At 71.4% G+C, this 22,189-nt stretch carries 28 protein-coding genes; 9 read left to right on the top strand and 19 right to left on the bottom strand.

Going from position 1 to position 22,189, the window contains the following annotated elements; all coding sequences use genetic code 11:
- Together ACIBP6_RS17205 and ACIBP6_RS17210 are read right to left on the bottom strand one after the other, a co-directional pair.
- On the bottom strand, positions 1-768 hold the full coding sequence (locus ACIBP6_RS17205; protein ID WP_397053129.1) for a DsbA family protein: 768 nt from the start codon (positions 766-768) through the stop codon (positions 1-3).
- Positions 765-1,241 (bottom strand): MauE/DoxX family redox-associated membrane protein, encoded by a 477-nt coding sequence (locus tag ACIBP6_RS17210; protein WP_132614195.1) that lies wholly within the window; start codon positions 1,239-1,241, stop codon positions 765-767. Before ACIBP6_RS17210 ends, ACIBP6_RS17205 begins: the two co-directional genes overlap by 4 nt.
- A 377-nt stretch (positions 1,242-1,618) precedes the next feature.
- On the opposite strand from ACIBP6_RS17210, the gene ACIBP6_RS17215 reads away from it, so the two are divergent.
- On the top strand, positions 1,619-2,014 hold the full coding sequence (locus ACIBP6_RS17215) for a hypothetical protein (protein ID WP_397053131.1): 396 nt from the start codon (positions 1,619-1,621) through the stop codon (positions 2,012-2,014).
- A gap of 52 nt (positions 2,015-2,066) precedes the next feature.
- Here ACIBP6_RS17215 and trpA read toward each other — a convergent pair whose 3' ends face one another.
- The 8 genes from trpA to ACIBP6_RS17255 form a co-directional block, all read right to left on the bottom strand.
- Positions 2,067-2,861 carry a tryptophan synthase subunit alpha gene (gene trpA / locus ACIBP6_RS17220; RefSeq protein ID WP_397053132.1) on the bottom strand — a complete coding sequence of 265 codons (795 nt, stop codon included), beginning with the start codon at positions 2,859-2,861 and terminating at the stop codon, positions 2,067-2,069.
- 122 nt (positions 2,862-2,983) lie between these two features.
- Positions 2,984-4,153: a tryptophan synthase subunit beta gene (gene trpB / locus ACIBP6_RS17225; protein WP_397053414.1), complete on the bottom strand. Its 1,170-nt coding sequence runs from the start codon at positions 4,151-4,153 to the stop codon at positions 2,984-2,986.
- A gap of 74 nt (positions 4,154-4,227) precedes the next feature.
- Entirely contained in the window at positions 4,228-5,067 is an 840-nt protein-coding gene (gene trpC / locus ACIBP6_RS17230) for an indole-3-glycerol phosphate synthase TrpC (RefSeq protein WP_132623068.1), read from the bottom strand.
- Between the two features lie 143 nt (positions 5,068-5,210).
- Positions 5,211-5,636: a DUF2752 domain-containing protein gene (locus tag ACIBP6_RS17235; RefSeq protein ID WP_397053135.1), complete on the bottom strand. Its 426-nt coding sequence runs from the start codon at positions 5,634-5,636 to the stop codon at positions 5,211-5,213.
- A gap of 17 nt (positions 5,637-5,653) precedes the next feature.
- Complete coding sequence (locus tag ACIBP6_RS17240) at positions 5,654-6,376, bottom strand: DUF4190 domain-containing protein (RefSeq protein WP_397053136.1); 723 nt, start codon at positions 6,374-6,376, stop codon at positions 5,654-5,656.
- 108 nt (positions 6,377-6,484) lie between these two features.
- Entirely contained in the window at positions 6,485-7,081 is a 597-nt protein-coding gene (locus ACIBP6_RS17245; protein ID WP_397053138.1) for a Trp biosynthesis-associated membrane protein, read from the bottom strand.
- A gap of 8 nt (positions 7,082-7,089) precedes the next feature.
- A complete protein-coding gene (gene hisI / locus ACIBP6_RS17250) occupies positions 7,090-7,434 on the bottom strand; it encodes a phosphoribosyl-AMP cyclohydrolase (protein WP_397053140.1) in 345 nt (114 codons plus the stop codon).
- Positions 7,435-7,499: 65 nt separating this feature from the next.
- On the bottom strand, positions 7,500-7,841 hold the full coding sequence (locus ACIBP6_RS17255) for an STAS domain-containing protein (RefSeq protein WP_132623074.1): 342 nt from the start codon (positions 7,839-7,841) through the stop codon (positions 7,500-7,502).
- Between the two features lie 150 nt (positions 7,842-7,991).
- Between ACIBP6_RS17255 and ACIBP6_RS17260 the strand changes: the two genes are divergently transcribed.
- Both ACIBP6_RS17260 and ACIBP6_RS17265 read left to right on the top strand, forming a co-directional pair.
- A complete protein-coding gene (locus ACIBP6_RS17260; protein WP_397053142.1) occupies positions 7,992-8,825 on the top strand; it encodes an MEDS domain-containing protein in 834 nt (277 codons plus the stop codon).
- The gene (locus ACIBP6_RS17265; protein ID WP_397053144.1) at positions 8,818-9,225 is read left to right on the top strand and encodes an ATP-binding protein; all 408 of its coding nucleotides are present in this window, start codon (positions 8,818-8,820) and stop codon (positions 9,223-9,225) included. Before ACIBP6_RS17260 ends, ACIBP6_RS17265 begins: the two co-directional genes overlap by 8 nt.
- A gap of 3 nt (positions 9,226-9,228) precedes the next feature.
- Here ACIBP6_RS17265 and ACIBP6_RS17270 read toward each other — a convergent pair whose 3' ends face one another.
- On the bottom strand, positions 9,229-11,010 hold the full coding sequence (locus ACIBP6_RS17270; protein ID WP_397053146.1) for an ABC transporter ATP-binding protein: 1,782 nt from the start codon (positions 11,008-11,010) through the stop codon (positions 9,229-9,231).
- Complete coding sequence (locus tag ACIBP6_RS17275; protein WP_397053416.1) at positions 11,007-12,824, bottom strand: ABC transporter ATP-binding protein; 1,818 nt, start codon at positions 12,822-12,824, stop codon at positions 11,007-11,009. The genes ACIBP6_RS17270 and ACIBP6_RS17275 overlap by 4 nt, the downstream gene beginning before the upstream one ends.
- Positions 12,825-12,939: 115 nt before the next feature.
- Between ACIBP6_RS17275 and ACIBP6_RS17280 the strand changes: the two genes are divergently transcribed.
- Positions 12,940-13,569: a TIGR03085 family metal-binding protein gene (locus tag ACIBP6_RS17280; protein WP_397053148.1), complete on the top strand. Its 630-nt coding sequence runs from the start codon at positions 12,940-12,942 to the stop codon at positions 13,567-13,569.
- A gap of 30 nt (positions 13,570-13,599) precedes the next feature.
- Here the strand turns inward: ACIBP6_RS17280 and ACIBP6_RS17285 are convergent, their stop codons facing one another.
- Positions 13,600-14,232 carry a MerR family transcriptional regulator gene (locus ACIBP6_RS17285; RefSeq protein WP_246075465.1) on the bottom strand — a complete coding sequence of 211 codons (633 nt, stop codon included), beginning with the start codon at positions 14,230-14,232 and terminating at the stop codon, positions 13,600-13,602.
- Between the two features lie 97 nt (positions 14,233-14,329).
- Here ACIBP6_RS17285 and ACIBP6_RS17290 point away from each other — a divergent pair, with 97 nt between their 5' ends.
- The 4 genes from ACIBP6_RS17290 (at position 14,330) to ACIBP6_RS17305 (ending at position 17,404) form a co-directional block, all read left to right on the top strand.
- Positions 14,330-15,238, top strand: coding sequence for a hypothetical protein (locus tag ACIBP6_RS17290; RefSeq protein WP_397053149.1), 909 nt, complete (start codon positions 14,330-14,332; stop codon positions 15,236-15,238).
- Entirely contained in the window at positions 15,235-15,690 is a 456-nt protein-coding gene (locus ACIBP6_RS17295; RefSeq protein WP_397053151.1) for an ABA4-like family protein, read from the top strand. Before ACIBP6_RS17290 ends, ACIBP6_RS17295 begins: the two co-directional genes overlap by 4 nt.
- A gap of 129 nt (positions 15,691-15,819) precedes the next feature.
- On the top strand, positions 15,820-15,981 hold the full coding sequence (locus ACIBP6_RS17300; protein WP_165970060.1) for a cytochrome c family protein: 162 nt from the start codon (positions 15,820-15,822) through the stop codon (positions 15,979-15,981).
- Between the two features lie 61 nt (positions 15,982-16,042).
- Positions 16,043-17,404, top strand: a complete 1,362-nt coding sequence (locus ACIBP6_RS17305; RefSeq protein WP_397053153.1) for a glutamine synthetase family protein — start codon at positions 16,043-16,045, stop codon at positions 17,402-17,404.
- 10 nt (positions 17,405-17,414) lie between these two features.
- On the opposite strand, the gene ACIBP6_RS17310 is transcribed toward ACIBP6_RS17305, so the two are convergent.
- Complete coding sequence (locus tag ACIBP6_RS17310) at positions 17,415-18,032, bottom strand: TetR/AcrR family transcriptional regulator (RefSeq protein ID WP_397053155.1); 618 nt, start codon at positions 18,030-18,032, stop codon at positions 17,415-17,417.
- Positions 18,033-18,223: 191 nt separating this feature from the next.
- Here ACIBP6_RS17310 and ACIBP6_RS17315 point away from each other — a divergent pair, with 191 nt between their 5' ends.
- Entirely contained in the window at positions 18,224-19,216 is a 993-nt protein-coding gene (locus ACIBP6_RS17315; protein ID WP_397053157.1) for an aldo/keto reductase, read from the top strand.
- Between the two features lie 35 nt (positions 19,217-19,251).
- Here the strand turns inward: ACIBP6_RS17315 and hisF are convergent, their stop codons facing one another.
- Genes hisF through hisH form a run of 5 tightly spaced genes read right to left on the bottom strand, consistent with a single transcriptional unit; the run spans position 19,252 to position 22,175 of the window.
- Positions 19,252-20,013, bottom strand: coding sequence for an imidazole glycerol phosphate synthase subunit HisF (hisF, locus tag ACIBP6_RS17320; RefSeq protein WP_397053159.1), 762 nt, complete (start codon positions 20,011-20,013; stop codon positions 19,252-19,254).
- Positions 20,010-20,420: a Rid family hydrolase gene (locus ACIBP6_RS17325; RefSeq protein WP_397053161.1), complete on the bottom strand. Its 411-nt coding sequence runs from the start codon at positions 20,418-20,420 to the stop codon at positions 20,010-20,012. Before ACIBP6_RS17325 ends, hisF begins: the two co-directional genes overlap by 4 nt.
- A 21-nt stretch (positions 20,421-20,441) precedes the next feature.
- Entirely contained in the window at positions 20,442-21,164 is a 723-nt protein-coding gene (gene priA / locus ACIBP6_RS17330) for a bifunctional 1-(5-phosphoribosyl)-5-((5-phosphoribosylamino)methylideneamino)imidazole-4-carboxamide isomerase/phosphoribosylanthranilate isomerase PriA (RefSeq protein ID WP_397053163.1), read from the bottom strand.
- Positions 21,164-21,493, bottom strand: a complete 330-nt coding sequence (locus ACIBP6_RS17335) for a hypothetical protein (protein WP_132619658.1) — start codon at positions 21,491-21,493, stop codon at positions 21,164-21,166. The genes priA and ACIBP6_RS17335 overlap by 1 nt, the downstream gene beginning before the upstream one ends.
- Positions 21,494-21,545: 52 nt before the next feature.
- Positions 21,546-22,175, bottom strand: coding sequence for an imidazole glycerol phosphate synthase subunit HisH (gene hisH / locus ACIBP6_RS17340; RefSeq protein WP_397053165.1), 630 nt, complete (start codon positions 22,173-22,175; stop codon positions 21,546-21,548).
- Positions 22,176-22,189: the final 14 nt, after the last annotated feature.

Here is a 22,189-nt window from a genome sequence, read left to right on the forward strand (position 1 = left end):
CTACTTGGCCGCCCCGGTAATCTCATCGCGCAGCTGCCGCGGGCTGAAGAGCACCCCATTGTCTATTTCCGTGCCGTTCAGTTTCACTGTCGGCGTGTGCTGGATCTTCTGCTCGTCGAGGATCTTCTTGCTGTACGCGGCCTGTGCCTCGCGGTTCTTCTCCTGGGTGACGCAGGCGTCGAAGCCGGGCGAGGTCACGCCGGCCTCCTTGCCCCACTGCTTGAGCTGGTCGGGCGTGAACCCGGGCTCGGTCTCCGAAGGCTGGTTGCGGAAGAGGAGGTCGTGGAAGGCCATCCACTGCTTGCCGTCGGCGACGCACCGGGCGGCGTTGGCCGCGCGCATGGAGTTGGACCGGGTCGGCTCCTGCGAGAAGATCGTGATCGGGTGGTAGACGACCTTGACCTTGCCCTCGAGAGCGAGGTTCTTGAACGTCGCGCCGCTGACCCGCTCCAGCTCCTTGCAGGCGGGGCACTGGAAGTCCTCGTAGATGTCGACCACGGGCGCGGTGACGCCGGCCTTGGCCATCACGACGCTGCCGTCGGGCTGGATGGAGACCGGCGCGAGCTGGGAGGCGGCCTCCTCCGAGCGGGAGTTCATGGCGGCGTACCACCAGCCGGCACCCACCGCGGCGACCGCCACCACACCGGTGGTCACGTACGTCGCCAGCCGCTTGCGCCGTTCGCGGGCGCGGGCGGCGGCCTGCTGTTCCTTGATCTTGTCGCGCGCCGACTTCGGCATGGTGTTCGTCCGTCCGCCCTTGGTGGTCATCGTTCGTCCTCCTCGTCATCACTCCTGCCGCCCTCGATGCCGAGGGCTCCGTCGAGCGCGAAACGGCCCGGCGGGAATCGCACCGCCCAGGCGGCGAGCAGCACCAGACCGAAGTCGCGCACGATGTCGAGCAGGTAGGTAGGCTCCTGTCCGGCCCCGAGCTGGCCGCCACCGCCGAAGCAGCCGCAGTCGATCCGCAGGCCGTTCGCCCACGCCCAGGCGATGCCGAAGACGAACGCGAACATGAGCAGCCCGGCGATGACACCGGCCACCCTGGTCAGCAGACCGACGACCAGCAGCAGGCCGACCACGATCTCCAGGATCGGCAGGGCGTAGCCCACCGGGACGGCGACCGACTCGGGCAGCAACTGGTAAGCCTTGACCGCCACGACAGAGTCGGCCGGGTTGCCGATCTTGAGCCCGCCTGCCGCGATCAGCACCCCGCCCACGACGAACCGCGCGACGGTCGTCACCCAGAGTATCGTCATTGTCGCTTTGGGTGACAATGGGAACGATGACGCGGTCACGAATTGTCTCTCCTCTGCCTCTGCGCCGGGATGCGCACAGTACCCGGGAATCCATCCGATCACGCCGCAGATAAGCATCAGCTAAGCCAGCTTTCACCTTGCCATCGGGGAGATTGTCGTTTTCACCCGCTCAAGGTAAAAGTTGCTCATACAAGCAAAGAAGGACGCATCCGTTACGAGCTTCGCCCGGCGGGCGCAGATCGTGGGCACGACCATCGCCACGATCCACGGCGACCTGGCGGAGTTCATGGGACGGCGGGTCAGCGCCAGGGCGACGGCCGCCCGACGCGCTGGACGCGTACATCCGCTCACTGGTGGAGTACGTGCGGGACCGTCGCGCCGAGATGCGCGCGGCCACGGAGATCTCCGTCAATTGGCGGCCGGAGGGCGGCGCGGCGCTGAGCGAGGCTGCCACGAGCCCGTCCGCGCTGCCCCATCTCGGACGGTTGCCCGCCCGGGGTCAGGAGAGCGGCGAGTTCGGGACGTTCAACCGCCGGGTGATGGCGACGGCGCTCCAGCGGGCGCTGGACGGGCTGCCGTTCCCGCTGGAGGCGGACCCCGACGCCGACCTCGACGAGTACGCCGACGAGCTGGCCGCGCTCTTCGCCCGCGCCACGCGAGGAGCGGGGCCCTCATGGACCTTGCTCGGCAGCCCCGATCATCACCCCGCCCCAGACAACACGCCATCGTTTGTCCGGAAATTTCGTCATCCAACCTGACGCACAACGTCAAGCGCGGCCCCCAAGCGGGACCGCGCTCAGTCGCGTCGCGTCAGCGGCGTACGCCCTTGGCCATGTCGCGGGCCAGGGCGGCGGCGGACTCGCGGCCCGCGGCCTCGTCGGGCGCGTCGAGCAGGCGGCGGATGAACGCCGAGCCCACGATCACCCCGTCGGCGTAGGCGGCGACCTCGGCCGCCTGCGCGCCCGTGCCGACCCCCAGGCCCACGCACACCGGCAGGTCGGTGTGCTCGCGGGTGCGGGCGACCAGGCCCTCGGCGGCGGTGTTGACCGTCTCCCTGGCGCCCGTGACGCCCATGAGCGAGGCGGCGTAGACGAAGCCGGTGCAGCAGTCGACGACCGCCTTGATGCGCTGCTCGGTCGAGCTGGGCGCGACCAGGAACACCGTGTCGATGCCGGCCGCCGCGGAGGCCGCGCGCCAGGGCTCGGACTCCTCGGGCGTCAGGTCGGGCGTGATGGTGCCCACCCCGCCCGCGTTGGCCAGGTCGCGCGCGAACCGCTCGGCGCCGTACCGGTCGATCGGGTTCCAGTACGTCATGACCAGCGTGGCGGCGCCGGTGGCGGCGACGCCCTCGACCGTGCGCATCACGTCGGCGATGCGGGTGCCGTTGGACAGCGCGCGGTGCACGGCGTCCTGGATCGTCGGCCCGTCCAGGAGCGGGTCGGAGTAGGGCAGGCCGATCTCGATGACGTCGCAGCCGGCCTCCACCAGGGCCGCGGCGGCGGCGATGGCGCCGTCCTTGGACGGGAAGCCCGCCGGCAGGTAGCCGACGAGCGCGGCGCGGTTGTCCGCCTTCGCCTTGGCGAAAACCGTCTGAAGAGTCGTCATGTCTGTCCGTTTCGCACTTATTGGCCGCACTCCGTGCGGCGGGCTCGGTCGCTCAAAAGCCGTCGCCTCCAGTCGTCGCCGCGGTAGCTTCGCTCCTTACGGCGACGGCGCTCCCCAGCGGGTCAGAGGTTGAAGTATTTCATCGCCGTGCCCATGTCCTTGTCGCCGCGCCCGGACAGGTTGACCAGGATCGTCGCCTCGGGGCCGAGCTCGCGGCCCAGCTTGAGCGCGCCCGCCAGCGCGTGGGAGGACTCGATGGCCGGGATGATGCCTTCGGTGCGGGCCAGCAGCGAGAACGCCGCCATCGCCTCGTCGTCGGTGATGCCGTGGTAGGTGGCCCGGCCGGAGTCCTTCAGCCAGGCGTGCTCGGGGCCGACGCCCGGGTAGTCGAGCCCGGCCGAGATCGAGTGGGACTCGATGGTCTGGCCCTCGTCGTCCTGCAGCACGTAGGTGCGCGCACCGTGCAGCACGCCGACCGACCCCGCGGTGAGGGTGAGCGCGTGCTCGCCGCTGTGGAGACCGCGCCCGGCGGCCTCGTAGCCGTGCAGCTGCACGCCCTCGTCGCCGATGAAGGCGTGGAAGGCGCCGATCGCGTTGCTGCCGCCGCCGACCGCCGCGCACACCGCGTCGGGCAGCCTGCCGGTCAGCTCCAGCATCTGGCGGCGGGCCTCGACGCCGATGATGCGCGCGAAGTCGCGGACCATCTCGGGGAACGGGTGGGGCCCGGCGACCGTGCCGAACAGGTAGTGGGTGGTGTCGACGTTGGTCACCCAGTCGCGGAACGCCTCGTTGATGGCGTCCTTCAGGGTCTGGGAGCCGTTGGTCACCGGGACCACGGTGGCGCCGAGCAGCTTCATCCTGGCCACGTTGAGCGCCTGGCGCTCGCAGTCGACCGCGCCCATGTAGATGACGCACTCCAGGCCGAGCAGGGCCGCGGCGGTGGCGGTGGCCACGCCGTGCTGGCCCGCGCCGGTCTCGGCGATCACCCGCTTCTTGCCCAGCCGCTTGGTGATCAGCGCCTGGCCCAGCACGTTGTTGATCTTGTGAGCGCCGGTGTGGGTGAGGTCTTCGCGCTTGAGCACGAGGCGGGCGCCGCCGGCCTGCTCGGCGAAGCGCGGCACGTCGGTCAGCGTGGTCGGCCGGCCGGCGTACGTGCGCAGCAGGTGGTCGAACTCGCGCAGGAACTCCGCGTCGTTCTTGGCCTTCTCGTAGACCGCGGCGACCTCGTCGAGCGCGGGGATCAGCGCCTCGGGCACGAACCGGCCGCCGAAGAGGCCGAACTTGCCGTGCATGTCGGGGTCGTCACCGTGCGGGCCGTTGCCCACCAGGTCGGCGGCGGTCAGGATGGAGCCTTCGTTTGCCACTGCTATCCCTCTGCTGAGTGGTCGGGGCGCGTCGACGGGTGAGCACCGGCGGTCACCAGCGCCTCCACTGCCTTGCGCGGGTCCTTGCCGGTGACCAGGCTCTCCCCCACCAGGACGGCGTCGGCGCCGTTGCGGGCGTAGGCGAGCAGATCGTGCGGGCCGCGCACGCCCGACTCGGCGATTTTGATGACATTATCCGGGATCTTCGGCGCCAGTTTCGTGAAGACCTCGCGATCGACCTCGAGTGTCTTCAGGTTGCGCGCGTTGATTCCGATGACCCGCGCGCCCGCCGCCAGCGCCCTGTCGAGCTCCTCCTCGGTGTGCACCTCGACCAGCGGCGTGAGCCCGATCGACTCGGCCCGCTCGATCAGTGACACGAGCGCCTCCTGCTCCAGGCACACGACCATGAGCAGGACCAGGTCGGCACCGTAGGCGCGGGCCTCCCAGAGCTGGTAGGAGGTCAGGATGAAGTCTTTACGCAGGATCGGGATGTCGACCCTGGCACGGACCGCCGCGAGGTCGTCGAGGCTGCCGCCGAACTTGCGCCGCTCGGTCAGCACGCTGATGACGTGGGCGCCGCCCGCTTCGTAGTCGGCCGCCAGCGCCGCCGGGTCGGCGATCGCGGCGAGCGCGCCCTTCGACGGGCTGGAGCGCTTGACCTCGGCGACCACCGAGACCCGGTCGCCTCCGAGCGCGGCCATGGCGTCCCTGGGCGGTTGTGCCCGCTCGGCTCGCTGCTTGAGCTCGTCCATCGAGACAGCCTGCTGACGTGCGGCAAGGTCGGCGCGCACCCCGTCGAGGATGTCGTCGAGGACACTCGGCCCTTCCGTCCGCTCACTCACGCGCTTGAGGTCCCTCCGGTCGACATTTGGGGGCGGCGGAGAGTTCGCGTCGCGTCCGCTCTCTGCCTATGCCCTGCATGCTATCGGCCTCCATGGGGTCTCCCCACCTCCGGTCCCCCTGCCGGCCGTCGGCCCAGCAGTACTTAAGGCGCGAGGAACGCCCCGAAGGGGAGATTACGGACCACCCAGTAGACCATGACCACCCCGATGAACGCCCACAGCCACGCGGGGTGGGGCAGCGGGACGGGCCGGCCCTTCCAGGCGTGCGCGGCCCACCTGCCCCACCAGAACACCAGGAAGGGGATCATCACCACGGTCAGCGGGTTGAGCCCGAGCGCGGCGACCGGGTCGAGATGGGCGAGCGCGTGGATGGTGCGCAGCGTGCCGCAGCCCGGGCAGTACAGGCCCGTGAGCGCCAGGAACGGGCAGGTCGGGTAGTGGCCCGGCTCGTTCGGGTCGATCACGCCGACGAACGCGAACAGCGCGCCCGTCCCGGCCGCCACCGCCAGCGGGGCGAGGAGCGGCCGTAGCCGGGCCGCGCCGCGCCGTCCGGTCGTCGCAGATGTCATGGTTCCAGTATCGAGCGTCAGCTGTACGAGCTGTCGTACGCGCTCGCGCTGGAGGCCAGGCCGAGCATGGCCAGGATGAACCCACCGAAGATCACCCACGTCAGCAGCCAGATCACGACGGTGATGTACGAGGTGACCAGGCCGCCCACGGCCATGCCCTGGCCCTCCTCGCCCGTGCGCTTGATCCTGCTCAGCGCGATGTGGCCGAGGATGACGCCGGGGATGCTGGTGAGGCCGCAGGAGATCAGCCCGACGATGCCCAGCACGAGCGAGGCCACCGCCATGCCGTTGGTGGACCTGGCCTGCGGCGCTCCGTAGGCGGCGTAGCCCTGCTGGCCCTGCTGGCCGTACTGGTCGTAGCCGTAGCCGGGCTGGGCGCCGTAGCCGCCGCTCGGAGGCATCTGGCCGTAACCGAGGTCCTGCGGATAGCTGGGCGGCTGCTCGCCGTATCCCCCGCCGTGACCGGGCTGCTGGCCGTAGCCGCCGCTTCCCGGCTGCTGGCCGTAGCCGCCGCCGCTGCCGGGCTGCTGGCCGTAGCCGCCGCCGCTGCCGGGCTGCTCGCCGTAGCCGCCCGCGGGCGGCTGGCCGTACCCGCCACCGCCGGGCGGTTGCTGGCCGTAGCCGCCGCCGCTCCCCGGCTGCTGGCCGTACCCGCCGCCGGCGGGCGGCTCCTGGCCGTATCCTCCGCCGGGTGGCTGGGCGCCGTAGCCGCCGTTACCGCCCTGGTCCCCGTAGCTCATGAGCTGGCTCCTCAACTGTTCGTGGCGAGTTGCAACGGCAGCTTATTGAGAAAAGGTTTGCCAAGCCGACAGGGAATCAGAACCGTGGAGAATTCGTCACACGGGGCGTCAGCGCGAATCGGTGGGGTCGTCGCCCCGGTCGAGCGCGTCCCACAGCGCCCGGTCGTCGCTGACCTGCGCGTTCTGCCGGGAGGCGGCCTCGCCGGCGGGCCGCTCGTAGCGTGCCGACATGCCCGCCCACCTGGTGCCGCGCACGATCGCGAACACGCCCCCGGCGAACAGCAGCAGCGCGCCGGCGCCGGCGACGGCCGGCCACAGCGGCGCGATCTCCCACCGCAGGCCCGTGGCGGCGTGCACGACGTTCTGCTCGCTGAGCCAGCCGGTGATGTCGGCGGCCTCGAGCGCCCTCCAAGTGGCCGCCGCGGCGCCCGCGCCGCACAGGGCCAGCAGCGCGCCGACGATCCGGCGGCCGGCGCCCTTGGTGGCGAGCACGGCCACCACCCCCGCCAGCCCGGCCAGCGCCACGGGCGTCAGCGCGGGGCCGAGCGCGCCGCCGGTGGGCGCCTGTGCGTTCCCGTCACCGCCGGAGAGGACCCGCACCCAGGTCTGGCCCGCGGCGACCAGCACGAGCAGGCATCCGAGGGTGGTCGCCACCACCCAGCCCCACAGCTCTCTCCGCCCGTCCTGTGGTCTCGCCGTCTCCATGGGCCCGCCTAGCCGAGCATCTCGAGGCGCCCGGCGTCGAAGCACGTGCGGTCGCCGGTGTGACACGCGGCGCCGACCTGGTCGACCTGCACCAGGATGGTGTCGCCGTCGCAGTCGAGCGCCACGGACTTGACGTGCTGGACGTGGCCGGAGGTGTCGCCCTTCACCCAGAACTCCCCGCGGCTGCGCGACCAGTACGTGGCCCGGCCGGTGGTGAGCGTCCGGTGCAGCGCCTCGTCGTTCATCCAGGCCAGCATGAGGACCTCGCCCGTGTCGTGCTGCTGGGCGATCGCGGGGACCAGGCCGTCGGGATTGCGCTTCAGCCGGGCGGCGATCTCGGGGTCAAGGGACATGTCGCCATTCAACCAGCCCGTTCCCGTGCCCCGGCCACCGCCGCGGCCGTACGGCGTGCCGCCGGTCAGGCGAGGGCTTGGGAGAGGGTGTCGTAGATCGGGAACAGCGGCGCCAGGTTCGTCCGGCGCAGCCGGCGCAGCACCTGGCCGTCCGGCGCCACCAGGGCCATCGAGCCGTTGCGATCGCGCAGCGTGGCGAGGAGCCGCACCAGGACGCCGAGCCCCGTGGTGTCGATGAAGGTCAGCCCCGTCAGGTCGACCACCAGCCGGGGGCCGTGCGTCTCGACCGCCTCATCGAGGCATTTGCGCACGTCTGAGACGTTGTCCACATCGATTTCCCCCGCCAGGCTGACCACCACGAGATCGCCGTGTCGGCGTCGCGTCATCTCCAGCGCATCCGCGCCCATGCTCCTCATGACCCCTCCCGTGGGCGACCCCCGCCGAAAAGGTACACCTGCCTGTATCGCGTCACAGTGGGTTTTACAGAGAATGCGCTACGTGATGGTACGGAGCGCAGTAGTTTCGGAGGCCACGCGTGCTAGGGGAGGGACATTGTGGTGCACGTCGCTGAATCCGTTCTTGATCCTGATTTAGGGGATCATGTCTGCCTTCCGTTCGAGGACGAGCGGGAGCGCATGGCGGCCACGCGAGCCTTCACGGTGAACGGCCTGCGCCGCCGGAGCCTGGTGCTGATCGTCACGCACGCCGACAGCCCGGAGCGGACGCGCGACTGGCTGGCGCCGCTCGTGCCGGGATTCACCGAGGCCTTCTCGGCGGGGCAGGTCGAGATCCTGGCCAGCGCCGAGACCCACTTCACCGACGGCGCCTTCGACCCCGCGCGGGTGTACGCGGGACTCGCCGAGGCCGGCGACCGAGCCCGCAGGCGCGGCAGGCGGGGCGTGTACGCGCTGGTCGACGCCTCGTGGGGGGTGGGCGACGGGCCGGGGCACGCGGCGTTCGAGGCGGCGGCCAACAGGCTGTTCGGCGAGCGGTGGCTGGCGGCGGTGTGCCAGTACGACCGCCGCCTGTTCCCCCGCGACGACCTCGAACGGGCCGCGTCGGTGCATCCGATCGCGCCCGATCAGGCGCTGCTGCGCTTCGCCGACACCGGATCGCCGCGCGGACTGCGGGTCTGGGGCGACATCGACCTGACCAACCGGCCGGCGTTCGCCTCGCTGCTGGAGCGGCTGGAGAAGGAGCCGGGCGAGGTGGTCATCGACGCCTCCGAGCTCGACTTCATCGACGCCGGCTCCGCGCGGCTGCTGACCCTCACGGCGATGGCCAGGCCGCGCGGCGCCACCGTGGTCGTCTGCCGCGGCCCCGTCGCCCGGGTGCTGCGGCTGATCAGGGCCGACGAGTTCCTGGCGGTGCGCCGGGTGGACGATGTGTAGGCAGGTGCTCTGCGCCGGCTTCGCGCGGGGGCGCATCACCTCCCTGCGCCGGGCGGTGACGGAGCACGCCAGGTGCGAGGGGCTGACCGGCCGCCGGCTGGAGGACTTCGTGCTGGCGGTCAACGAGATCACCACCAACGCGGTCGTGCACGGCGGCGGTCACGGGCGGCTGCGGCTGTGGGCGTACGGCGGGCGGCTGTGGTGCGAGGTCACCGACGAGGGGCCGGGGCTGCCGGCCGGGTGGGTGGGCGACATGCGCCCGCCCACGGGGTTCGAGCATCGCGGGCGGGGGCTCTGGCTGACCAGCATGTTGTGCGACCACATCACGATCGTGTCGGGGCCGGGCGGCACGACCGTGACGTTCGCGACGGTGTGCGACGGCCCGGCCCCGGACCGGTGACGGTCAGGAGTGGGCCGCAGAGACCCACGAGGAGTGCAGGTCGGCGTACACGCCCGGCTCCTTGACCAGGTCCGCGTGCGCGCCGCGCTGCACGAGCCGGCCGGCGTCGAACACCAGCACCTCGTCGGCTTTCTCCGCGGTCGACAGCCGGTGCGCGATCGAGACGGCGGTGCGGCCCCGGGTGACGCCTTCCAGGGCGCGCGCGAGGCGTACCTCGGTGGCCGGGTCGACCGCGGAGGTGGCCTCGTCCAGCAGCAGCAGGTCGGGGTCGGCGAGGTAGGCGCGGGCCAGGGCGACGAGCTGGCGCTCCCCCGCCGACAACGACTCGCCGCGCTGCCCGACCGCCGTGTCCAGCCCGGCGGGCAGCCCCTCCACCCAGTCGGCCAGGCCCAGCTCGGTCATCGCCAGCTCGATCTCCGCGTCGGTGGCGGACGGCTTGCCGTAGCGGATGTTGTCGGCGAGCGTGCCGTCGAACAGGAAGCCGTCCTGCGGCACCATGACGATGCGCTCGCGCAGGCAGGAGAAGCGCACCTCGCGCAGGTCGTGGCCGTCCACGGTGACGCGCCCGCCGACCGGGTCCATCAGCCGCGTCAGGAGCTTGGCGAACGTGGTCTTGCCCGACCCCGTCTCCCCCACCACGGCGACCCGCGTGCGCGGCGGGATCTCCAGCGTGATCTCCCGCAGCACCGGCTCGCCGCCGGGGTAGGCGAAGTGCACGTCCTCGAACGCGACCGAGATGGGGCCGCGGGGCAGCTCCACGCCGCGCTCGCCCGGGTCGGCCACGTCGGGCGGGGTGTCGAGGACGCCGAGGATGCGGCGCCAGCCGGCGACGGCGTTCTGCGCCTCGTTCAGCACCTCGGTGGCGGTCTGCAGCGGCGAGACGAACAACGTCACCAGGAACAGGAACGCGATCAGCTGCCCCTGCGAGATGTCGCCCGACAGGCCCAGCCGTACGCCGAGCAGCACGATGCCGGCGATGGCGAGCGCGGCCACGATCTCGGTGAGCGGGAAGACGAAGCCGACGATGGTCTGCGCCCTGATCTGGGCGCTGCGGTTGGCGTTCACCGACTTGTCGATGCGCTCGCCCGTACGGCGCTCGGAGGCGTAGGCCCTGATGACGGCGGCGCCGACGACGGACTCGCTGACCGCGGCCAGCATGTCGCCGGTGCGCTCCCGCACCAGCGTGTACGCCCGCGACAGCAGCCGCTGGAAGCGCGGCAGCGCGATCATCAGCGGGATGAAGCAGGCCCAGACCAGCAGGGTGAGCTGCCAGGAGTAGACGAACATCAGCACGGTCGCCACGAACAGCTGGCCGAGCGACACGATGATCATCAGCCCGCCCCACTGCATGAAGGTGCTGATCTGGTCGATGTCGTTGGTGACGCGGGAGACCAGGGCGCCGCGGCGCTCACTGTTCTGCGTGAGCACCGACAGGTCGTGGACGTGCCGGAAGCCGCGTACGCGCAGGGTGGCCAACGACGATTCGGTGGCCTTGTACAGGCGCACGTTCATGAGGTAGCCGGCCAGGGCGGTGACCACCACGGCGGCGGCGCAGATCAGCACGGCCGTGGTGATGTACTCCAGGTCGGGCCGGCCGGTCTTGAGCCCGGTGTCGATCGTCTGCTGCACCGCGATCGGCACGATGATCTTGCCGACGGTCGCGACGACGGCCAGGATCAGCGTGCCCGCCAGCCCCTTGCGGAACTCGGGGGTGAGCGACAGGCCATGCCTGATGGTGCCCAGCGCCGAACGCTCGGCGTTGCGCTGGATGCTCTGCGCCGTCATGCGCTGACCTCTTCCTGATCTTCCTCGTCCTCCAGGCGGGCCGGTCCGGTGACCGGTTCTGCTTCGATGGCGGCGCGCTCGGCCTCCTCACGCTCGTAGGCGGTGACCAGGTTCCGGTAGCCGGTGCAGCGCTTGACGAGCTCCTCGTGCCGCCCGCGGTCCACGACGCGGCCGTGGTCGAGGTAGACGACCTCGTCGGCGAGCGCGATCGTGGCCATCCGGTAGGCGACGACCACGACGGTGGACGCCTCGGCGGCGTCGCGCAGGCCGTACAGGATCTTGGCCTCGACCTGGGGGTCGACGCTGGAGGTGGCGTCGTCCAGGATGAGCAGGCGCGGGCGGCGGACGACCGCGCGGGCCAGGGCCACGCGCTGGCGCTGGCCGCCGGACAGGGAGGCGCCGCGCTCGCCGACCCGCGTGTCGAGGCCGGCGGGCAGCCGGCCGACGAAGCCGTCGGCCTGGGCCAGGCGCAGCGCGGCCCACACGTCCTCGTCGGGGACGTCGCCGCCGAGGGTGACGTTGCCGCGTACGGTGTCGTCGAACAGGAACGTCTGCTGCGGCACCAGGGCGACCGAGTCGGCGATGCCGCCGTAGGCGACCTCGCGCAGGTCGAGGCCGTCGAGCAGCACCTGCCCCGACGTGGGGTCGACGAGGCGGACGAGCAGCTGCACCAGGGTCGACTTGCCCGAGCCCGTGGGTCCGACGAGGGCGACGGTACGCCCGGCGGGCACGTCGAAGGTGACGTCGTGCAGCACCTCCGCCTGGCCGTAGGCATAGGAGACGCCGCGGACCTCCAGCGCCGCCGGGGTGGGCGAGGCGAGGTCCTGCGGGCCGTACTCCATGGAGCCGGTGGCGTCCAGCACGGCCTGCACCCGCTGCCAGCCGACGACGCTGCGCGGCAGCTCGGCCAGCACCCAGCCGAGCGCCCGGATCGGGAACGACAGCAGCGTGAACAGGTACGCCACCTGCACCAGGTCGCCGGCGTCGATGGAGGACGTCGACAACCGCAGCGCGCCCACGGCGAGCACCGCGAGCACGCCGAGCGTGGGCAGCGCCTCCAGCATCGGGTCGAACAGCCCGCGCACCCGGCCGACGGCGATGTTGGCGTCGCGCAGCTCGTGGGCGCGCCGCAGGAACCGCTGGGTCTCCAGGTCCTCGCGGCCGAGCGTCTTGACGACGAGGGCGCCGTCGAAGGACTCGTGGGCGATCTCGCTGACCTCGGCGCGCAGCTGCTGGGCGCGGGTGGCGAGCGGGCTCAGCTTGCGCTGGTAGACGAGGTTGAGCACGGCGATGGCCGGGAAGATCAGGAAGCCGACCACGGCGAGCACGGTGTCGGTCAGGATCATGGCGACGGCCGCGGTGATCAGCATGACGACCACGCCGACGGCCATGGGCAGCGGGGCGAGCGGCGCCCAGGCGGCCTCGGCGTCGGCGCTGGCGTTCGAGAGCAGCTGACCGGTGGGGTGGCGGTGGTGCCACGACAGCGGCAGCCGCAGATACTGCTTGGTCACGTCACGCCGTGACCTGGCCTGCATGCGGTACTGCAGCAGACCCGCGAGGATGCGCCGCCCCGCCACGCCGATGGCCTTGAGCAGCGCCGTGCCGATGATGAGCAGCGTGCCGGTCCACAGGGCGCCGTCGGCGACCCGGTCCTCGGCGAACGAGGGCAGCACCACGTTCTGCGTCGCCCAGCCCAGCGCCCACGCCGAGGCGACGGTCATGCCGCCGTAGACGGCGCTGGACAGGACGGCCAGCGTGAATACCGCTTTCTCCGTGCGAATGGCCACCCCAAGGACGCGGAGTCCTTGACGCATCACGGCCGAGGTGACCTTGGTCGCCACGCGGTACGTTTCCTTTCATCTGACATTTCTACGTATGTCCCTATCACGGCTGATCATCCTGTTATTCCCCACAGGTAGGGTTGAGTACGTGACTCACGCTCGTGGCGAACGCACCGCGCTCTGCGACCTGCTCGACCGGCTCGGCCCGGACGCGCCCACCCTGTGCGCGGGATGGACCACCTCTGACCTGGTCGCCCACCTCGTCGTACGCGAGCGCAGACCTGACGCCATGCCCGGCATCGCGCTCAAACCGCTGGCCGGCTACACCGCCTCCGTGCAGCGGCGCATGAAAGCCGGCCACCCCTACCCCGAGCTGGTCCGGCTCGCGCGCAGGCCCGGCGGAGTGTACGGCCTGCTGCCGGCGCTCGACGAGGCGGTCAACACGCTGGAGCTGTTCGTCCATCACGAGGACGTGCGCCGCGCCCAGCCGTCGTGGGAGCCCCGGCAGCTGCCCGCCGACCTCGACCTGCTCATCTGGAAGCGGGTCGCGGCCGGCGCCCGCCTGATGCTGCGCAAGGCGCCCGTCGGCGTGGTGCTGCACCGGCTCGGCGGTGGCGTGACGCTCGGCGGGCCCCGTGGCGGCGCCCGGGTCGAGGTGACGGGCAGGGCCGGCGAGCTGCTGATGTTCTGCTTCGGCCGCCAGTCGCACGCCAGGGTGGACCTCACCGGCGACCCCGGCGACATCGGCCGGCTGCGCGAGGCGTCGCTCGGCGTCTGAGAGGTCCCCGCCGCCCGAGCCCCGTGCCGTCTAAGCCGGCGGGCGGGTGTACATCCGCTCGCTGATGGAGGCCTGCGCCAGCCGGCGCAGCGCGGCGATCAGCGTGTCGCCCACCGAGGTGCCGACGACCACGATCTCCACCGCGCGCTCGCGGTCGCTCACGTCGGGACCGAGCAGACGCAGGTCGGCCTCGGCGGCCTTCTCGGCGGCGTCGGCGTAGGCGTCCATCTCGTCGATCATGTCGTGGTAGCCCACCTCGTCGAGGGTGGCCAGGACGCCCACGGCCGTGCGGTAGGCGGGGTCGCCGGTCCTGGTCCGCCAGCCGCGCCGATCCAGCAGGTCGCGCAGGCGCCGCTCGGCCTCGTCCCTGCTCGGGCCCGGACGAGCCTCCCGCTGCTGCGTCACCGTCTTCTGCGCCGCTCCGAGCAGGTTGAAGTCCTCCAGGTCCGGGTTGTCGATCTGCGCCATCAGGTCGCGGATGACGGCGATCGACAGGCCGCCGTACTCGACCAGGGCCCGTACGAGGCGTAGCCGGCGTACGTGCTGCTCGCCGTAGTCGGCCTGGTTGCGGCCGGTCGGGCGGCCCGGGCTCACCAGTCCCTCGCGCATGTAGTACTTGATCGTGGGCACCGGGATTCCGGTCGTCTCGCTCAGCTCCGCCATCCGCACGTTTTCCCATCCTCTCTTGCCGTACGTCGATAGCTTAGCTATAGATAGTAGTGAGTAGCACTATCCACTATCGTCGGAAAGGCGGCCCCCCATGCTGCGCTGGCACCGCCCGCTCATGCTCTTCACCGCGGCCATGACCGCCCTGAGCGTCGTCTTCCTCGCGCTCGTCCTCCTGGACCCGCGCACCCTCGACGGCTTCCCGATCTGGGTCAAGCCGCTGAAGTTCGCGGTCTCCTTCGCCCTCTACTCCTTCACCTGGGCCTGGCTGCTGTCGCTGCGCCACCGGGCCGGCCGGGTGAGCTGGTGGATGGGCACGGTCCTGGTCGGGGCCGGCGTCATCGAGGTCGCGCTGATCGCCTTCCAGGCCGCCAGAGGCCGCCACAGTCACTTCAACGAGTCGACGCCGCTCGACGGGGCGATCTGGATCGCCATGGGCGCGACCATCGGCCTGCTCATGATCGCCAACCTCGTCGCCGCGATCCTGGTGATCACCGAACGCCAGACCGACCTGGTCAACACCTGGACCGTACGGCTCGGGGTGGTCATCTCCACGCTCGGCATCTCCTCCGGCGGCCTCATGGTCACCGGCGTCCCCGGCCAGACCTGGGCCGAGAACTTCGCCGGAGCCCACACCGTGGGCGTCGCCGACGGCGGCCCCGGCCTGCCGCTGGTCGGATGGAGCACCGAGGGCGGCGACCTGCGCATCGCGCACTTCGTCGGGATGCACGCCCTGCAGCTGCTGCCGCTGTTCGCGATGCTGCTCGCCGCGCTGTCGGCCCGGTGGGCCGTGCTGCGCGCCGAGGAGGTCAGGGCCCGTCTCGTCCTGGTCGCGGGCCTGGCCTACGGCGGGCTGTTCCTGCTCGTGCTCTGGCAGGCGCTGCGCGGGCAGCCGCTGATCCGCCCCGACGCCCTGACGCTGGCCGCCCTGGGCGCGCTCGTCGTCGCCGCCCTCGGCGGGGCCGCCACCGCACTGCGCCGCACGCGGGAGGTCGCCCAGTGACCGCGTTCCTGTTCGACCTCGGTTTCTACGTCGCCGCGCCGTTCTGGGCGCTGATGATCCTGGCGCCCACCTGGCGGGTCACCCGCCGTGTCATCGGCTCGCCGCTGATCGTGCTGCCGGCGGTGGCCGTCACCCTGGCGCTGCTCGTGCCGCGGCTCGGCGCGGTCTGGCCGGTGGTGTCGCGGCCGTCACTGGAAGGTCTGGAAACGCTCACCTCCGACCCGGGCGCACTGGCCGCGCTCTGGGCGCAGATCATCGCCTGGGACCTGTTCCTGGGGCGGTGGATCTACCTCGACAGCCGCGAGCGGAACGTCCACCCCCTGCTCATGGCGCCGTTGCTCGTCCTGACGATCCTGCTGTCGCCGATCGCCCTGCCGATCTATCTCCTCGTGCGCCTCGCGCCATGGCCGCGCCGGCCGGGAAATCCCGGCCGGACAGGCGCTCCGCAGTGACCGCGAGCCCGTACCATGGCTTACGAAAGAAGCCCCCCGGTTAGGATCATGAACATCTTCATAGAAGATGCCTAGGGATCGCCCAGATTCGGGTATATACGGCTGGGAATGGACTGCAGGAGGCCCCCCATGCAGGTCAAGAAGGTGCTCACCTACGTGGCCGTCGCGTTCGTGATCTTCTATCTGTTCACCCGGCCGGCCGAAGCGGCCGACGCGGTCAACGGCGTGTTCGCAGGAATCTTCCAGGGAGCGGATCGGTTGGCCGTCTTCTTCTCCAGTGTTCTGAACTGACCGACGTTCCTGTCCGCGTGCGGTGCTTCCCCGCAGTGCCGGAACGTGTTACGCAGACAGGATGAGAGATCGCCCCAGCGTCACCAAGTCCCATCAGCTCGATCCCGACGTACGGCGCATCCTGGAGCGCGCCGAGCTCGAGGGCGTCGAGCTGATCCGGTTCCTGTACGCCGACCACGGCGGCGTGATCCGCGGCAAGGCCGCGTCCCGGTCACGGCTCGCCGAACGGATCGGCACGGGCATCGGTCACACGGTGGCCATGATGGCGATGAACTTGCTCGACCAGCTCCAGGACGTCGAGCAGCTGGGCCCGGTGGGCGAGGTGCGCATCGTCCCCGACCCCGCCACGTACGTCCCGCTGCCCTACGCTCCTGGGGCGGCCGCGATGCTGTCCGACCTGCGGCAGCAGGACGGCACGCCGTGGGGCGCCTGCCCGCGGACGTTCCTGAAGGACGCGATCGACGAGCTCGCCGGCGAGGGCTACTCGCTGGTCGCCGCGTTCGAGCCGGAGTTCACCCTCGGCCGGCGGCTGCCCGACCCGGCCGGCGGGCCCGACCGGCTGGTGCCGATCGACGACTCCCTGTGTTACGCGGCCACCGGCTTCGACACCGTGCACGACTACACGATCAAGCTGGTGCGCGCCCTGGAGACCCAGGGCCTGCGGGTCGAGCACTACCACCCCGAGCTGGGGCCCGGCCAGCAGGAGCTGTCGGTGCGCCACGCCCCCGCGCTGCGCGCCGCCGACAATCACGTGATCTACCGCGAGACCGTGCGCGGTGTGGCCCTGCGCATGCAGATGTGGGCCTCGCTGGCCCCCAAACCGCTGGCCGACCAGGCCGGCAACGGCGCCCACCTGCACCTGTCGCTCTGGCGTGACCGGCACAACGTCTTCGCCGAGGACGGCGCGGCGCGTGCCGGCTTCATCGGCGGCCTGATCGCCCACCTGCCCGCGCTGACCGCGCTGACGTGCGGCAGCGTCAACAGCTTCCGCCGCCTCTCCCCCCGCGCCTGGGCCGGCGCGTACGCCGTCTACGGCCCCGACAACCGCGAGGCCGCGATCCGCGTCTGCTCCCCGCTGGGCGAGAGCGGCGAGCCGAACCTGGAGCTCAAAACGTCCGACTCCTCCGCCAACCCCTACCTGTCGCTCGGCGCCGTCATCCACGCGGGCCTCGACGGCATCCGGCGGGGGCTCGACCCTGGCGAGCCGGTGGACGTCGACCCCGACACGCTGCCGGGCCGCTATCCGCGGCTGCCGGCCTCACTGGACGAGGCGCTGGACGCGCTGGAGGCCGACGAGGTGCTCATGGAGGCGCTCGGGCCGTTGCGGCGCAGGGCGTACCTGGCCGTCAAGCGGTCGGAGGCGGACGCGTTCGCCGCCAACGACGTCCCCTTCGAGCTCTTCCACCATCTGCGGGCCTTCTGAACGCGGCCGGTCAGGACGCGGGGCGGCGGAAAGCGCCGTACCACCACAGGGCCGCGAGCTCGCGGGCGAACGTCAGGTCGCCGCCGCCGTCATCGATCTGGATGTGATGGGCGATGGCCGACTCTCCGCCCCAGACGATCACCCGGCAGGCCGCCTCCACGGAGACACCGCCGACCGTCCGGCCCTCCGACTGCTCCGACATCAACGCCTGCCTGACCTTCGCCTCGAAGGCGTCCAGGTCGGAGGAGTAGAAGTCGCGGATCCCGCTGTCGTACGCGGCCGCCTCGGTGATCGCGAGCAGCACCGCGGAGTGCTGGCGATGGAACGCGATGGACTCGGCGAACATCGCGGCGAGCCCTTCGACGCCGTCGCCGGGCTCCCAGCGGCCGGCGATCTCCAGCAGGTCCTGCCGCAGGGTCCCCGCGAGGCGGGCAAGGATGTCCGTCTTGTCGCGGAAGTGCACGTAGAACGTCGAGCGCGCGATGCCGGCCTCCTCAAGGATCCGGGCCACGCTGATCTCGGTGTATTTCATGCCTTCGGACAACAGCCGCTCCACCGCGGCGAGCACCCGCGCGTCCAGAGCGGCGCGACGGTCTCCGCCACTGCGGCTCCTGGTGATCGAAGGCATGGACCAATCCTAGGGTTCTCCCGCCGGCCAACCGGCCGAACACACTGTACGGACACCATGTACGATTCCAGGTGAATCGCGGTGGCCGTCACCGCGCACCGGGGAAGGCGCGGCGTCCTGGTCGCGCCCGCCGGCAGCAGCAACAAGGAGTACTGGTGGAATACCGACAGTTGGGAAGCACCGGAGTATGGGTGTCCGCGGTTTCCCTGGGCACCATGACGTTCGGCGGAAACACGCACCCGCTCTGGAGCGCCATCGGCGGGCTCGGCCTCGACCAGGCCCGCGTCCTCGTCGACCGCTCGCTGGACGCGGGGGTCAATCTCTTCGACGCCGCCGACGCGTACGGGGACGGTGAGAGCGAGGAGATCCTCGGCGCCCTGCTGGGCTCCCGGCGCCAGGACGTCCTGATCGCGACCAAGCTGGCCATGCGCGTGGGCAACGGCCCGAACGCGCTCGGCCTGTCCCGCCTGCACGTCATGCGGTCGATCGAGGGCAGTCTGCGCAGGCTCGGCACCGACTACATCGACCTGTACCAGATGCACAATTTCGACCCGCTCACCCCGATCGAGGAGACCCTCGGCGCCCTCGACGACGCCGTTCGGCAGGGCAAGATCCGCTACGTGGGCGCCTCCAACCTGACCGGCTGGCAGGCCATGAAGGCGCTGGGCGCCGCCGACCGGGGCGGCCTGCCCAGGCTCGTCTCCATGCAGTCGTACTACTCGCTGTCCACCCGTGACGTCGAGGCCGAGATCCTGCCCATGGCCCGCGACCAGAAGCTGGGTCACCTGGTCTACAGCCCGCTGGCGGGCGGCCTGCTGTCAGGGAAGTTCGACCGTACGGGCAACACCGACGAGTCCGCTCGCCGGGCCCGCTTCCAGTCTCCGCCGGTCGATCGGGAGCAGGCGTACGACATCATCGACTGCCTGCGCCAAGTCGCCGAGCGCCACCGGACGAGCACGGCCTCGGCCGCGCTGGCGTGGGTCCTCGCGCAGGAAGGCGTCACCAGCGTCATCCTCGGCGCCAGGCGTCCCGACCAGCTGGACGACAACCTGAGCGCCCTCGACGTCCGGCTGACGGAGGAGGACCTGCGCGAGCTGGAGACCGTGAGCGCGCCACGCGTCCCGTCCTACCCGGGGTACGTGCAGGAGCAGTTCCGCATCAACAGGCTCTCGGCCCAAGCGTGAACAGAGAAGCCTCTGCCGGAGGCTTCCCTGGTCACTCAGCGAACCGGCTGCCCCGCCATCCGCAGCGTCTCCTTGACCTCGGAGATCTTCAGCGTGCCGAAGTGGAACACGCTGGCCGCGAGGACGGCGTCGGCGCCCGCGGCCACGGCCGGCGGGAAGTGCTCCAGCCGGCCCGCGCCGCCGCTGGCGATCACCGGCACCCGGACGACCGCCCGGACCGCGCGCAGCATCTCCAGGTCGTAGCCGTCGAGCGTGCCGTCGCCGTCCATGGAGTTGAGCAGGATCTCGCCCACGCCCAGCTCCTCGCCTCTGGCGGCCCACTCCACCGCGTCGATCCCGGTGCCGCGCCGGCCACCGTGGGTGGTCACCTCGAACCCGCTCGGGGTGCCCGGCGCCCGCCGGGCGTCCACCGACAGCACGACGCACTGCGCGCCGAACCGCTTGGACGCCTCGGTGAGCAGCTCCGGCCGCGCGATGGCCGCGGTGTTCAGCGACACCTTGTCGGCGCCCGCGCGCAGCAGCCGGTCGACGTCGTCGACCGAGCGGACGCCGCCGCCGACCGTGAGCGGGATGAACACCTGCTCGGCCGTCCTGCGCACCACGTCGAGCATGGTCTCGCGCTCGCCCGAGGACGCCGTGATGTCGAGGAAGGTCAGCTCGTCGGCGCCCTCCTCGTCGTAGCGCCTGGCCAGCTCGACGGGGTCGCCCGCGTCGCGCAGGTTCTCGAAGTTGACGCCCTTGACGACCCGCCCGGCGTCCACGTCGAGACAGGGAATGACTCTTACCGCTACGGTCATGCTCGCAGTGCCTCGATTTCGATCTCGACCAGCATGCGCGGGTCGACCAGCCCGGCCACCCGCACTCCGGTGCAGGCCGGGCGTACCTTGTGGAAGATGTCGTGGATGGCGCGCCCGACCGGGTCGAAGTCGCGGTGTTCCACCACGTAGTAGCGGACCATGACGACGTCCTCGCGCGTCAGGCCGCCCATCATGACCGCCTCCAGCGCGATCTCGATGGCGGTCAGGCTCTGCCGGTAGGCGTCGCCGATGTGGCGCACCTCTCCGTCGACCGTGGCCGTGCACCCGGACACGATCACCCGGCCGCCCACGACGACCGCGCGGGCGTAACCGTACTTCTCCTCCCAGACGCCGCCGGAGAACACCCGGTAGCCGGTGCTCTCCATACCGACCCCACTCAAGCTCATCTCGCCCCTCCCGGCCCGGGACTACGCGCGTACCGCGGCAAGCGCGTCTTCCAATGTGAACGCGTGAGCGTAGAGCGCCCTGCCCACGATGGCACCCTCCACTCCGTCGGGCACCAGCGAAGCGAGTGCGACCAGGTCATCGAGGCTGGAGACGCCTCCGCTGGCCACCACGGGCTTGTCGGTACGGGCGCAGATGCGGCGGTACAGGTCGAGGTTGGGGCCCTGCATCATGCCGTCCTTGGTCACGTCGGTGACGACGTAGCGGGGGCACCCGTCGGACTCCAGCCGGTCGAGGACCTCCCACAGGTCGCCGGCGTCCTCCGTCCAGCCGCGCGCGGCCAGCGTGGTGCCGCGCACGTCGAGCCCCACCGCGATCCTGTCGCCGTGCTCGGCGATGATCTTGCGGCACCACTCGGGGTTCACCAGCGCCGCGGTGCCGATGTTGACCCGGCGGCAGCCGGTGGCCAGCGCGGCGGCCAGCGACGCGTCGTCGCGGATGCCGCCGGACAGCTCGACCTGGACGTCGAGCTTCCCGATCACCTCGGCGATCAGCTCCCGGTTGCTCCCCCGGCCGAAGGCGGCGTCGAGGTCGACCAGGTGGATCCACTCGGCCCCGGCCTGCTGCCAGGCGAGCGCCGCGGCCAGCGGTTCGCCGTAGCCGGTCTCGGTGCCGGCCTCCCCTTGCACCAGGCGTACGGCCTGGCCGTCGGCCACGTCGACGGCGGGCAACAACACGAGTGACATCAGGTCCTCCGGTCGAAAGCGAGAGTCACCACAACGGGTGCGAGCAGCAGGGAGAAGACCAGGACGGCCAGGCTCACCGGCAGGGAGCCCCAGACCAGCCAGACGAGCACCTGCACGAGCACGAAGCCCAGCGCCACGACCGCGTTCTGGGCGCGCTGGCGACGGGCGAGCAGGCCGCGCTGGCGGACGTAGCGCACGGGCCGCGGCGTCAGGCGGGCGAGCAGGGAACGGCGGCGCGCCAGACGGGCCTGCCGCTCCTCGTTCGCCCGCATCGCGCGCGCCCGCTCGGCCTCGCGCTCGGCGCGCCTGCGCGCACGCTCCTTGCTCACCGATCCTCCCTCAGGCCGGCCCGGCGGGCGCGTGTGTCCACGCGCCCAGCGCTCACAACGACGACACCCAGTTCTTCAACAGCGTGGCGCCGGCGTCACCGGACTTCTCGGGGTGGAACTGGGTGGCCGCCAGAGGGCCGTTCTCCACGGCGGCCACGAACGGCACGCCGTGCTCGGCCCACGTGACCAGCGGCTCCGCGAAGCCTTCGCCGGTGCGCAGCTCCCACTCGCGCACGCCGTAGGAGTGCACGAAGTAGAAGCGGGTGCTCGCGTCGAGGCCGGCGAAGAGCACACTGCCCGCGGGCGCCCTGACGGTGTTCCACCCCATGTGGGGCAGCACGGGCGCGTCGAGCCGCTCGACCGTGCCGGGCCACTCGCCGCAGCCCTCGGTCTCCACGCCGTGCTCGACGCCCCGGGCGAAGAGGATCTGCATGCCGACGCAGATGCCGAGCACCGGGCGGCCACCGGACAGGCGGCGGCCGATGATCTGCTCGCCGCGGACGGCCTTGAGCCCCTTCATGCACGCCTCGAACGCGCCCACGCCCGGCACGACGAGCCCGTCGCACTCGAGCGCCGCCTCGAAGTCGGATGTCACGGTCACGTCGGCGCCGGTCCTGGCCAGGGCGCGCTCGGCCGAGCGCAGGTTGCCCGAGCCGTAGTCGAGCACCACCACGCGTTTCATCGGTCATTCACCGC

Origin of the sequence: Nonomuraea terrae, from assembly GCF_044465245.1 — a bacterium.
GTDB classification, from domain to species: Bacteria; Actinomycetota; Actinomycetes; order Streptosporangiales; family Streptosporangiaceae; genus Nonomuraea; species Nonomuraea terrae.

Coding starts and splice junctions, on each gene's coding strand:
- ACIBP6_RS17205 (WP_397053129.1), bottom strand. CDS start 768: ATGACCACCAAGGGCGGACGGACGAACACCATGCCGAAGTCGGCGCGC.
- trpA (WP_397053132.1), bottom strand. CDS start 2,861: ATGACGACTCTTCAGACGGTTTTCGCCAAGGCGAAGGCGGACAACCGC.
- trpB (WP_397053414.1), bottom strand. CDS start 4,153: ATGCACGGCAAGTTCGGCCTCTTCGGCGGCCGGTTCGTGCCCGAGGCG.
- ACIBP6_RS17235 (WP_397053135.1), bottom strand. CDS start 5,636: ATGACATCTGCGACGACCGGACGGCGCGGCGCGGCCCGGCTACGGCCG.
- ACIBP6_RS17240 (WP_397053136.1), bottom strand. CDS start 6,376: ATGAGCTACGGGGACCAGGGCGGTAACGGCGGCTACGGCGCCCAGCCA.
- ACIBP6_RS17245 (WP_397053138.1), bottom strand. CDS start 7,081: ATGGAGACGGCGAGACCACAGGACGGGCGGAGAGAGCTGTGGGGCTGG.
- hisI (WP_397053140.1), bottom strand. CDS start 7,434: ATGTCCCTTGACCCCGAGATCGCCGCCCGGCTGAAGCGCAATCCCGAC.
- ACIBP6_RS17255 (WP_132623074.1), bottom strand. CDS start 7,841: ATGGGCGCGGATGCGCTGGAGATGACGCGACGCCGACACGGCGATCTC.
- ACIBP6_RS17265 (WP_397053144.1), top strand. CDS start 8,818: ATGTGTAGGCAGGTGCTCTGCGCCGGCTTCGCGCGGGGGCGCATCACC.
- ACIBP6_RS17270 (WP_397053146.1), bottom strand. CDS start 11,010: ATGACGGCGCAGAGCATCCAGCGCAACGCCGAGCGTTCGGCGCTGGGC.
- ACIBP6_RS17275 (WP_397053416.1), bottom strand. CDS start 12,824: ATGCGTCAAGGACTCCGCGTCCTTGGGGTGGCCATTCGCACGGAGAAA.
- ACIBP6_RS17285 (WP_246075465.1), bottom strand. CDS start 14,232: ATGGCGGAGCTGAGCGAGACGACCGGAATCCCGGTGCCCACGATCAAG.
- ACIBP6_RS17290 (WP_397053149.1), top strand. CDS start 14,330: ATGCTGCGCTGGCACCGCCCGCTCATGCTCTTCACCGCGGCCATGACC.
- ACIBP6_RS17300 (WP_165970060.1), top strand. CDS start 15,820: ATGCAGGTCAAGAAGGTGCTCACCTACGTGGCCGTCGCGTTCGTGATC.
- ACIBP6_RS17305 (WP_397053153.1), top strand. CDS start 16,043: ATGAGAGATCGCCCCAGCGTCACCAAGTCCCATCAGCTCGATCCCGAC.
- ACIBP6_RS17310 (WP_397053155.1), bottom strand. CDS start 18,032: ATGCCTTCGATCACCAGGAGCCGCAGTGGCGGAGACCGTCGCGCCGCT.
- hisF (WP_397053159.1), bottom strand. CDS start 20,013: ATGACCGTAGCGGTAAGAGTCATTCCCTGTCTCGACGTGGACGCCGGG.
- ACIBP6_RS17325 (WP_397053161.1), bottom strand. CDS start 20,420: ATGAGCTTGAGTGGGGTCGGTATGGAGAGCACCGGCTACCGGGTGTTC.
- priA (WP_397053163.1), bottom strand. CDS start 21,164: ATGTCACTCGTGTTGTTGCCCGCCGTCGACGTGGCCGACGGCCAGGCC.
- hisH (WP_397053165.1), bottom strand. CDS start 22,175: ATGAAACGCGTGGTGGTGCTCGACTACGGCTCGGGCAACCTGCGCTCG.